This window comes from Clostridioides sp. ES-S-0001-03, assembly GCF_020676075.1.
Taxonomy (GTDB): Bacteria; Bacillota; Clostridia; order Peptostreptococcales; family Peptostreptococcaceae; genus Clostridioides.
This window is the reverse complement of sequence record NZ_JACVWJ010000007.1, coordinates 26959-37553: the sequence shown is the minus strand read 5'-3', so window position 1 is coordinate 37553 and position 10595 is coordinate 26959. Positions and strand designations below refer to the sequence as shown.

Sequence of the window (10595 nt, the reverse complement as noted above, 5' to 3'; positions counted from 1 at the left end):
TTATAGGAGGTACTGTAATATGAAAGCAAGGTTAATATTAGAAGATGGGACAGTTTTTATAGGAAAAGCATTTGGATATTTAGAAGAAAGTGTAGGAGAAGTAGTATTTAACACTTCGATGATAGGATATGGTGAAGTTTTAACAGACCCTTCTTACTATGGTCAAATAGTTACTATGACTTATCCTCTTATAGGAAATTATGGTATAAATTTATCATCAGCAGAATCTGAAAAAGTGCAAGTGAAAGGATTTATAGTAAGAGAAAAAAGTGATTCTCCAAGTAATTTTAGATGTGAGATTGATATAGACCAATATTTAAAGCAAAATAAAGTGATAGGACTAGAAGGAATAGACACAAGAGCTTTAACTAAGATACTTAGAAATAATGGGACAATGAAAGGTATAATTACATTAGAAGATAGCAAGTTAGAAGATGTTAAACATAAATTAGATAAGTTTTCAAATACAGAAGCAGTTAGAACGGTTACAAGAAAAGAAGTAGAGCATATAGAAGGAAATGGCCCAAAAGTAGCTGTTATGGATTTTGGAGTTAAAAGAAATATCTTAAGATCATTTATAGCTCGTGGATGTGATATAACAATATTCCCAGCTACAACATCTCCAGAAGATGTATTAAGTATAAACCCTGATTTAATATTTTTATCAAATGGTCCTGGAGACCCAGAGGATTTAGAAAATGTTATAGAAAATATAAAAGCTCTAATTGGTAAAAAGCCTATAGTTGGAATATGCTTAGGGCATCAGCTTTTAGCCCTAGCTCTTGGAGGAAAAACTGCTAAACTTAAATTTGGACATAGAGGTGGAAATCATCCAGTTAAAGATTTAGAAGAGGGAAAAGTATTTATAACTTCTCAAAATCATGGATATTATGTTTCAGAAGTTCCTGAACAAATGAAAGTGACACATATAAATTTAAATGATAATACTGTTGAGGGAATGAGACATGAGAAGCTAGATGTATACAGTGTTCAATACCACCCTGAAGCTTGTCCAGGGCCAAAAGATAATGACTATATTTTCGATAAGTTTTTAGAGTTCGTAAAATAAATAATATAAATATATATAATATATAACTAAAAATAAGACTAACTTAAATCAAAAAAATATTGGTTTAATTAATATAGATATAATAAATAATCTCAAATTTAATATGGAATAAAATAATTAAAATTGATTGTATAGATTATGAAGATAGAAACTGTGAAAATTGTTTAGATAAGGAGAAAGAGTTATGCCTAAATTAGATAGTATAAAGAAAACTTTAGTATTAGGGTCAGGGCCAATAATAATAGGTCAAGCAGCAGAGTTTGACTACTCAGGAACACAGGCCTGCCAAGCATTAAAAGAAGAGGGAATAGAAGTTGTATTAGTAAATAGTAATCCAGCGACGATAATGACTGATAAAGAAATTGCAGATAAAATATATATAGAACCATTAACAATAGAATTTATAGAAAAAATAATAGAAAAAGAAAGACCAGATAGCTTACTTGCAGGTATGGGTGGTCAAACAGGACTAAACTTGGCTGTAGAATTGCATGATGCTGGTATACTAGATAAATATAATGTAAAAGTTATAGGTACATCTATAGAGTCTATAAAAAAGGGTGAGGATAGAGATTTATTTAGAGAAGTAATGAAAGAAATAAATCAACCTGTAATAGTTAGTGATATAGTTACAAACCTAGAAGCAGGTCTTGAATTTGCAAGTAAAATAGGATATCCAGTGGTTGTAAGACCAGCATATACACTAGGTGGAACTGGCGGAGGTATAGCTGATACTGAGGAAGAATTAAGAGAGATACTTTCACATGGATTGCAATTAAGTCCAGTAGGTCAAGTTCTTCTTGAAAAGAGTATAAAAGGTTGGAAAGAAATAGAATATGAAGTAATGAGAGATGGGAATGGAAACTGTATAACTGTATGTAACATGGAAAATGTAGACCCAGTTGGAGTTCATACAGGAGATAGTATAGTTGTTGCTCCAAGTCAAACTTTAAGTGATGAAGAATACCAACTACTTAGAAAAGCATCAATAGATATAATAAATGCAATAGAGGTTCAAGGTGGATGTAATGTTCAAATAGCTTTAAATCCACATAGCTTAGAATATGCAATAATAGAAATAAATCCAAGAGTTAGTAGATCATCAGCACTAGCATCAAAAGCTACAGGATATCCAATAGCAAAAGTAGCAGCTAAGATAGCCTTAGGATATACTTTGGATGAAATAGAAAATGCAGTAACTAAAAAAACTTATGCTTGTTTTGAGCCAACTTTAGATTATGTAGTAGTAAAAATACCAAAATGGCCATTTGATAAATTTAAAAAGGCAAATAGAAAATTAGGAACTAAGATGATGGCAACTGGTGAAATAATGAGTATAGGAAGCAACTTTGAAGCTGCTATTCTTAAGGGAATAAGATCACTAGAAACAGGAAAATATTCATTAGTTCATGCTCCATCAGAAGGTAGAACGTTAGAAGAGCTAAAGAAAAGAGTTGTAGTACCTGATGATGAAAGATTGTTTGATTTAGCTGAAATGATAAGAAGAGGCTATAAAGTAGAAATGATAGAAGAAATCACTGGTGTTGATAAGTGGTTTATAAATAAATTTAAATGGATAGTTGAGCAAGAAGAAAAATTAAAAGGTCTTAAAATAGAAGATTTAGATAAGGAATACTTACATGAATTAAAGAAAAAAGGATTCTCTGATAAAGGTATATCTGACTTAATGAAGATAAGCCCAGAAAAATTATACGAATTAAGAAGTCTATATAATATACAACCTGTTTATAAAATGGTTGATACATGTGGAGGAGAATTTGAAGCTCTATCTCCATATTACTACTCAACTTATGAGCAATATGATGAAGTAGTTGTAAGTGATAAGAGAAAAGTTGTAGTATTAGGTTCTGGACCAATAAGAATAGGTCAAGGTATAGAATTTGACTATTGTTCAGTTCACTGTGTAAAATCTTTAAGAAAAATGGGTATAGAAACTATAATTGTAAACAATAACCCTGAAACAGTAAGTACAGATTTTGATACATCAGATAAACTATATTTTGAACCATTAACAGAAGAAGAAGTTTTAAACATAATTGAAAAAGAAAAACCAGAAGGTGTAATACTACAATTTGGAGGACAAACAGCTATAAAACTAGCTAAGTTCTTACATGAGAAAAAAATACCTATATTGGGAACTGATTTTGATGATATAGATGCAGCAGAAGATAGAGAAAAATTTGACGACTTATTAGAGAGATTAGATATAAATAGACCAAAAGGAAAAGGTGTGTGGACAACTAATGAAGGTATTGAAGTTGCTAATGAATTAGGTTATCCAGTATTAGTTAGACCATCTTATGTACTTGGTGGTCAAGGTATGGAAATAACTTATAACGAGGAAAAATTAACTCAGTATTTATATGATGCTTTTGCCAGAGACCATAAGAATCCAGTACTTATAGATAAATATCTAACGGGTAGAGAAATAGAAGTAGATGCCATATGTGATAAAGAAGATATATTAATACCTGGAATAATGGAACATTTAGAAAGAGCTGGAGTTCACTCTGGAGATAGTACGACAATGTATCCAAGCCAAAATATATCTGATAAGATAAAAGAAAAGATAGTAGAATACACTAAAAAAATAGCTTTAGACCTTAATGTACTTGGTATGGTTAATATACAATTTATAGAATTCCAGAATGAATTATATATAATAGAGGTTAATCCTAGAGCCAGTAGAACAGTACCATATATAAGTAAAGTGAGTGGGGTACCAATAGTTGACTTAGCTACTAAATGTATGTTAGGAGCTAAATTAAAGGATTTAGGATATGGTACAGGAGTTTATAAAGAGCCTAAACTAGTATCAGTAAAAGTACCAGTATTCTCAATGTCTAAATTAGCTAAAGTTGAAGTAAGTCTTGGACCTGAAATGAAATCTACAGGAGAAGTTTTAGGTGTAGGAGAAAATCTAGAAGAAGCTCTATATAAAGGATTCTTAGCCGCAGGCAGACATATGTCTGACGAAAGAGGAGTAGTACTTGCTACTGTTAATAATAACGATAAAGAAGAGTTTATAGAAATAGCAAAAGATATGAAAGAGTTAGGATATACTTTTGTTGCTACAGAAGGTACAGCTAAGAGTCTAAGAGAGAATGGAATAGAAGCTGATATAGTAAATAGAGTTGAAGAGCCTAGACCAAACATACTAGATGCTATAAGAAATAAACAAGTTGATATAGTAATAAATACACCTACTAAAGGTAATGACTCAACAAGAGATGGATTTAAAATGAGAAGAACAGCTATTGAATTTTCTACTGAAATAATGACATCTTTAGATACATTAAAAGCTTTAGTAGAAGTTAAGAAAAAGCATATAAATAAAGATAAATTAAAAGTTTATAATATAGCAGAATAAAAAACAAACTGATATTTAGATTAATTAAAGGCGTTAGTTCCTAGGAGCTTTCGCCTTTAATTAATACTCTATAATTATTTTCTTATGTGAACTAAAATAAATATCAATCTTGATACTATCAGTTTTTTCTTTAATCATTAGATAGAGGATAAGAGTGGTAGTCATGAATTTCTTCATGTATAAGATTTTCATATTTATCATAATAGTATTTAATTGTAACAACTATTTTATCTCCTTTAGATACATTTCTATAGAGTTTTTTATTTTTAATAGAGTAGACCTCATCTTTATATATGGCATTAACTATAAAAATTTCTGACTCATAATCAAATGTTCCCATTACTGGATTATAGTGTTTTGAATCTTCTTTATAGCAGAAGCTTTCAACAGTCATTATATAAGTTCCAAATGAAATCCATTTGGTACCTTTAAATAAATTTACTTTCTCATTAATATATGAAACGCCTGGCGTATCAAGAATTTTTTCTAATAATATTTTTTTCTCCATATACAAAAACTCCTTTCATAGTACCTATTAATATCGTAGTACTTACTCGTATAAATAAAACAAAACTATATTTATTAATGTGACTACATAACATAATCATTTTCTATTTCTTTCTTTAATTTATTAATTATAATGCTTAAAATTATCAATATAACTACTACAATTATCAAAGCTATAATCAACCAAGGTGGAACTATGTGACCAAAACCTCTATTGGCTGTAAATGCAGCAGCTGCAACAAGCCATCCAAATAAATTTAAAAATAAGAGCCTTGAATTTGATAATCTTCGCAATAAAACTTTTTTAGGTTCTATTTTTTGTTTAAATATTGAACGTAATTCTACTGACATCTCACCATCACCATCAAATCTTTCAATTGCCTTATTTTGTGCTTCATCTATTTTATATCCATTTTCAATAAATTCATTTGCAGATGTTGTTAGATGTTCTCTTAACTCTTCTTTTAAATCTTGAATTTCTTTGTTATTTTCACTCTTATATAGTGTTTCTAAATACTCTTCTATTATTTTCATAAATCTAATCCCCCTTCTTTAGAAACTTGTTCATAATATCTTGTATAAAGTACCACTCTTGAATTTTTACTTCTAAGTTGTCCTTTCCATCATCTGTTATATTGTAATACTTTCTCCTGCTTCCTACGCCTTGGTCATTTCCCCAATAAGATTTTATCAAGCCCTTAGATTCTAATCTTTTAAGAGACACATAGAGTGTACTTTCTTTTAATTCAAATGTAGTTTCATCTCTAACTACTTTTGCTATTTCATATCCATATGAATCTCCTTTGCTTAGTATTGATAATATTAAAGTATCAATATGACCTTTAAGCACTTCTTTGTTTAAGTCCATAAATTCACCTACTTTATTTTATCATATACCTCGTAATATAAGGTATATAGATATATAATAAAACATTTCATATTATTTTCCAAGTCTAAACTATAAAATTTTAATTATTATTTAAAAAGGGCATTCCATTTATGATTTAAAAATCATTTGGAAACGCCCTTTTTATAATACCTGATTATACTAGACATCTTAAATCAATTTCTCTCTTTTTAACCTGTATCTGAATTTCGGTTAGAAGTTCATCTTCATTGTTTGTAGATAGAGGGTCTATTATAGGTATCTCATATATATAATTTTCAATAGGTACCCTTTTATAATCAACATAATCAACTAACTTTTTAAAAGCAGTATAATTTTCTCTGTAAGAGCCTTTATATGTCATACAAATAAAATCACCAGCTGAAATTTCAGATATATATTTTTGAGACTTAGCATCAAATAAATCTCTTTCAACATTTACAAAGCTATTTTCATAGATGACTTTATCTTCCTTTAAGAATTTATCTATAGATACAAGACCACTTACTCCACCATAAAACACAGAGATATTATCTTCTAGTATATTTGCTATTTGTCTTCTGGAAAGCTCCATAGTTTCTTCATTACTTAAACCTTCTTCATATTCTATGGATAAAATACTTCTTCTTGGAATATGTTTTCTTACTATTTTACCTACTTCATCTACTCTCATACCTTTTTCCATTGTTTCTTTTTTTGTACTTAATACTTTTTTTATAAGTTCTAATTCTTTAATTTTTTCATCTACGATATTAATCTTATTGGTTAATAATTTTAGAATTTCTTCATTGTTTTCATCTAATTTTTCTTTGATTTCTTTTAATGGCATACCTAGATACTTTAAGTATTTTATAATATCCAATTGTGAAAATTGGTCAATTGAGTAATATCTGTAATTGCTTTCTTGGTCAACATGAACAGGTTTAAATAAATCTATTTGGTCATAGTATCTTAGCGTTTGTATGCTTATTTTGTGAAGCTTTGACATTTCGCCTATTGAAAACTTTTTACTCATATAATCACCTCATTTGAGATTTAGAATATATTCCATGGATATTTATCAGGTGGAGTACATATAAATTCCATTTTTTCTTTTGTTGTTGGATGGCAAATTTTTATTTTATTAGACCAAAGAGAAATCTGTTGTCCAATTTTATTTACTTCTTGGCCATATCTTTGGTCTCCATATAATGGGTGTTTTCTAGTTGCAAATTGAACTCTTATCTGATGAGAACGACCAGTTTTTAAGTTTACTTGAACTAAGCTTAGATTTTCTTTAAAACCCAAAACTTTGTAACTAAGTTCAGCTTCTTTAGCATCCTTATGGTTTTTTTTCACAACACTCACCATATTTGTTTTTTTATTTTTATATAAAAAATCTTTTAATATGTCTGAATCGGATTTCATTTTACCATGAACAACTGCCATATAGGTTTTTTTGAATGTCTTATTTCTTACTTGTTCAGACAATCTTGAGGCAGCTTTTGATGTTTTGGCAAAAACCATGACTCCACCCACTGGTCTATCCAATCTATGTACCAAACCAATATATACATTTCCAGGTTTATTGTACTTTGTTTTGATATAGTCTTTTAAAAGATTTACCATGTCCTTATCATTGGTATCATCTCCTTGAGATAATACATTTACAGGTTTATCTACAACTAATAAATGGTTATCTTCATATATGACTTTTATCATTATTTTTTCTCCCATCTTCCAAATATACCACAAGGAAGTATTTTACCATCCCTAGAAGCTGGTATTCCTAATTCTCCACCATAGATTTCGCCATTGTTTGCCTTTTTACCTATTGTTGTAGACAGTACATTTTCTAGAACTATTGGAGAAAATCCTGTTGTATAAGAATTAATTAGAAAGAATAAAGGATTATCAGATAAAACACCCATACATAAATCCACAAAGCTATATAATTTTTCTTCTATTTGCCATACTTCTCCTTTAGGTCCTCTCCCATAAGAAGGAGGGTCCATTATTATTGCATCATATTTCTTACCTCTTCTTATTTCCCTTTCAACAAACTTTACAACATCATCTACTATAAATCTTACTGTTTGATTTTTAAGTCCTGATAACTCTATATTTTCTTTTGCCCAGTTGACCATACCCTTTGAAGCATCAACATGACATACTTCTGCACCAGCGGATGCACATGCTACTGTAGCTCCTCCTGTATATGCAAAAAGATTTAATACTTTTATAGGTCTGTCAGCTTTTTTGATTTTATCCATCATCCAGTCCCAATTGGCTGCTTGTTCTGGGAATAATCCAGTATGTTTAAATCCAGTTGGTTTAATGTGAAATTTTAAGTTTTTGTAATTTATAGTCCATTGTTCTGGATATCTTTTTTTGTGTTCCCACTGACCTCCACCTTTATTACTTCTATGATAATGTCCGTGAGGGTTTTTCCATAGAGCCCATTCAGACTCCATTGGCCATACAACCTGTGGGTCTGGTCTTCTAAGTACATACTTACCCCAACGCTCTAATTTTTCTCCATTTCCCATATCTATAAGTTCATAATCTTTCCATTTATCTGCTAATAATAACATATCTTTCCTCCTATAAAATAACTCTCAATCCTATGTATTATACCACAAAATCAGTCATTTTTTGCTGTTTTAGATACTTTCTATTCTTTACATTTATTGTTAACATTATTACTCTTTTAAACATATTATATAGTATCTGATTTTTTTAATAAGAGGAGGAGAGTTTTAATGGAAAATTATCAAGCTACAAATACTTGTACATATAACATATTATATGTGCAGTTTAATGAAGACTTTGGCAGAAGCAAATACTTTTCATATGATGTAAAATATCCTATTCTGTACAATATTAGAAATCAATCCACCTATGTAAATCCGCCTATTTTAAACAACATAAATTCTGCTGTAAAGATGACTGTAAATAATTTTAAGCTTGGGTTGCAAGAAGAAGAACAAGAATATAATAATGCAGCTTCTCAAAATTCACTTCCAAAACAAAGTTACTGGGTTTCTACTAATTATGCAGTTACTTTCAGTAAAAACTATGTACTAAGTATGATATTAAATCTTATGGGATTTGCTAGTAGTTCTGGACCTAAGTACAATACATTAAATAATTACAATATAGACTTAACAAATGGAAAAGAACTTTTACTAGGTGATATTTTTAGAGATGGAGTTGACTATATAAACATAATAACTGATTATATAAAAGCTGAAATTAATGAAAACAGAGAAATGTATTACTCTAATGTAGAATTAGTTATACCTGAAGATCAGGCATTTTATATTACAGATGATGGGATTGTTATCTATTTTGGTGTAGATGAGATAGCACCTGAAAGCTTTGGAATCCCTAAATTCAAGATAAGATTTTCTGATTTTGGAAATTTTATAGATCAACGTTTCTATTGTATCTCTCCAGACATATATGTTCAATCAAGAGGAAGAACTAAGCATTTTATGGTATAAAAATATAGATAATTCTGAGCCCTATTTTAGTATATCAAGATTTATGCTGGAGTAGGGTTAAGATTTATCTATCTTAAAAACATAATTTAAACAGTACTATTTGTATATGTTAGTTATATAGACTCAGACCTACTGATAAACATTTATATAGTACAATTAATTTGTATTAAAAGTTTTAACTTTTGACTCAACAAGAAGATTATATTATTATATATATTTAAGTTGTTATTTTTTTTTATACATTTGCTGATAAGCAGAATTTTTATTGATTACTTCTACCTTTAAATTGGGATTACTTACTACTTCATACAAAAAAAGTTTTCCTAATTTTAACCTGATGTTCATCTCCAACCTGTTCCATTCATAGCCTTTGAACAATTCTTTTAATAAAAAAACTTCTCCGCAATGGATGTTTTTTAACTCATCTATTGCATCATTTAACAGACTATTCATATTATTTCCTCCAATTTGTATAATTTCATTAACTTCATTATATTGTTAATTTTTGACATAGTCAAACAAATTATAAAGGAATTATAATGGTGTCAAAAGTTAACAGTATTGACACCAAAAATTCGTTTTAGTAAAATGTATAAAGACAAGTAGATACAGATATCTACAAATTCCTGCATTAAATATTTACGTTAGGAAGTGATTATTATTATATATGGATATTGCCGTGTCAGTACAAAGAACCAGACAGATAACAATAGTTTGTATCAACAACAGCAAGAGATATTAAGCAAGTATAACAATGCTAAAATAATAAAAGAAACTTATACAGGGACTACCACAAATAGACCTAAATTTGAAAAAATTATATCTTCTTTAAAGAAGGGAGATTTACTTGTTGCGACTAAACTTGATAGGCTAGCTAGAAGTACATCAGATGGGATACAACTGATAGAGGGTTTATTTGCTAAAGAAGTTAGTGTCCATATTTTAAATATAGGTCTCCTAGAAAATACTTCAATGGGGAAATTCTTTTTAACTACATTACTTGCAGTTGCAGAACTTGAAAGAAATATGATAATAGAACGAACTCAGTTGGGAAAAGAATTTGCTAGAAAGAAAAAAGATTTTAAGGATGGTAGACCAAAGAAATATAGTAATCAGCAGATACAATACGCATTGGGATTATTAAATTCTAAGCCTTATAGAGAGGTTGTGAAGATGACTGGTATCTCTAAAAGCACACTTATTCGTGCGAAGAAATCAATTTAATGAGATTTTACTTATAAAAAATTAGAGGTATAA

Annotated in this window: 11 protein-coding genes; 4 read left to right on the top strand and 7 right to left on the bottom strand. The window is 29.2% G+C overall.

What is annotated here, in order from left to right; all coding sequences use genetic code 11:
* Positions 1-19 precede the first annotated feature (19 nt).
* Positions 20-1069 carry a glutamine-hydrolyzing carbamoyl-phosphate synthase small subunit gene (gene carA / locus IC174_RS14845; protein ID WP_227483281.1) on the top strand — a complete coding sequence of 350 codons (1050 nt, stop codon included), beginning with the start codon at positions 20-22 and terminating at the stop codon, positions 1067-1069.
* A gap of 184 nt (positions 1070-1253) precedes the next feature.
* Entirely contained in the window at positions 1254-4460 is a 3207-nt protein-coding gene (carB, locus tag IC174_RS14840; protein WP_227483280.1) for a carbamoyl-phosphate synthase large subunit, read from the top strand.
* 130 nt (positions 4461-4590) lie between these two features.
* Here the strand turns inward: carB and IC174_RS14835 are convergent, their stop codons facing one another.
* From IC174_RS14835 to IC174_RS14810, 6 genes are all read right to left on the bottom strand, one after another.
* Entirely contained in the window at positions 4591-4968 is a 378-nt protein-coding gene (locus IC174_RS14835; protein WP_227437582.1) for a DNA polymerase III subunit delta, read from the bottom strand.
* A gap of 83 nt (positions 4969-5051) precedes the next feature.
* On the bottom strand, positions 5052-5501 hold the full coding sequence (locus IC174_RS14830) for a permease prefix domain 1-containing protein (RefSeq protein ID WP_227437581.1): 450 nt from the start codon (positions 5499-5501) through the stop codon (positions 5052-5054).
* A gap of 4 nt (positions 5502-5505) precedes the next feature.
* Complete coding sequence (locus IC174_RS14825) at positions 5506-5835, bottom strand: PadR family transcriptional regulator (protein ID WP_227437578.1); 330 nt, start codon at positions 5833-5835, stop codon at positions 5506-5508.
* Between the two features lie 175 nt (positions 5836-6010).
* Positions 6011-6868, bottom strand: coding sequence for a MerR family transcriptional regulator (locus IC174_RS14820; protein ID WP_227483279.1), 858 nt, complete (start codon positions 6866-6868; stop codon positions 6011-6013).
* A gap of 20 nt (positions 6869-6888) precedes the next feature.
* Positions 6889-7554: an RluA family pseudouridine synthase gene (locus IC174_RS14815; RefSeq protein ID WP_227483278.1), complete on the bottom strand. Its 666-nt coding sequence runs from the start codon at positions 7552-7554 to the stop codon at positions 6889-6891.
* Positions 7554-8426, bottom strand: a complete 873-nt coding sequence (locus IC174_RS14810; RefSeq protein WP_227483277.1) for a class I SAM-dependent methyltransferase — start codon at positions 8424-8426, stop codon at positions 7554-7556. Before IC174_RS14810 ends, IC174_RS14815 begins: the two co-directional genes overlap by 1 nt.
* A 168-nt stretch (positions 8427-8594) precedes the next feature.
* On the opposite strand from IC174_RS14810, the gene IC174_RS14805 reads away from it, so the two are divergent.
* Positions 8595-9338, top strand: a complete 744-nt coding sequence (locus IC174_RS14805) for an RsiV family protein (protein WP_227483276.1) — start codon at positions 8595-8597, stop codon at positions 9336-9338.
* Positions 9339-9563: 225 nt separating this feature from the next.
* Here IC174_RS14805 and IC174_RS14800 read toward each other — a convergent pair whose 3' ends face one another.
* Positions 9564-9791 carry a single-stranded DNA-binding protein gene (locus IC174_RS14800; protein ID WP_227437569.1) on the bottom strand — a complete coding sequence of 76 codons (228 nt, stop codon included), beginning with the start codon at positions 9789-9791 and terminating at the stop codon, positions 9564-9566.
* A gap of 201 nt (positions 9792-9992) precedes the next feature.
* Between IC174_RS14800 and IC174_RS14795 the strand changes: the two genes are divergently transcribed.
* Entirely contained in the window at positions 9993-10562 is a 570-nt protein-coding gene (locus tag IC174_RS14795) for a recombinase family protein (RefSeq protein ID WP_227483333.1), read from the top strand.
* Positions 10563-10595: the final 33 nt, after the last annotated feature.

Bases quoted from the DNA above. Each gene is read 5' to 3' on its own strand.
- IC174_RS14805 (WP_227483276.1), top strand. From the start codon at position 8,595: ATGGAAAATTATCAAGCTACAAATACTTGTACATATAACATATTATAT.
- IC174_RS14815 (WP_227483278.1), bottom strand. From the start codon at position 7,554: ATGATAAAAGTCATATATGAAGATAACCATTTATTAGTTGTAGATAAA.
- IC174_RS14825 (WP_227437578.1), bottom strand. From the start codon at position 5,835: ATGGACTTAAACAAAGAAGTGCTTAAAGGTCATATTGATACTTTAATA.
- IC174_RS14830 (WP_227437581.1), bottom strand. From the start codon at position 5,501: ATGAAAATAATAGAAGAGTATTTAGAAACACTATATAAGAGTGAAAAT.
- IC174_RS14810 (WP_227483277.1), bottom strand. From the start codon at position 8,426: ATGTTATTATTAGCAGATAAATGGAAAGATTATGAACTTATAGATATG.
- IC174_RS14835 (WP_227437582.1), bottom strand. From the start codon at position 4,968: ATGGAGAAAAAAATATTATTAGAAAAAATTCTTGATACGCCAGGCGTT.
- carA (WP_227483281.1), top strand. From the start codon at position 20: ATGAAAGCAAGGTTAATATTAGAAGATGGGACAGTTTTTATAGGAAAA.
- IC174_RS14820 (WP_227483279.1), bottom strand. From the start codon at position 6,868: ATGAGTAAAAAGTTTTCAATAGGCGAAATGTCAAAGCTTCACAAAATA.
- carB (WP_227483280.1), top strand. From the start codon at position 1,254: ATGCCTAAATTAGATAGTATAAAGAAAACTTTAGTATTAGGGTCAGGG.
- IC174_RS14800 (WP_227437569.1), bottom strand. From the start codon at position 9,791: ATGAATAGTCTGTTAAATGATGCAATAGATGAGTTAAAAAACATCCAT.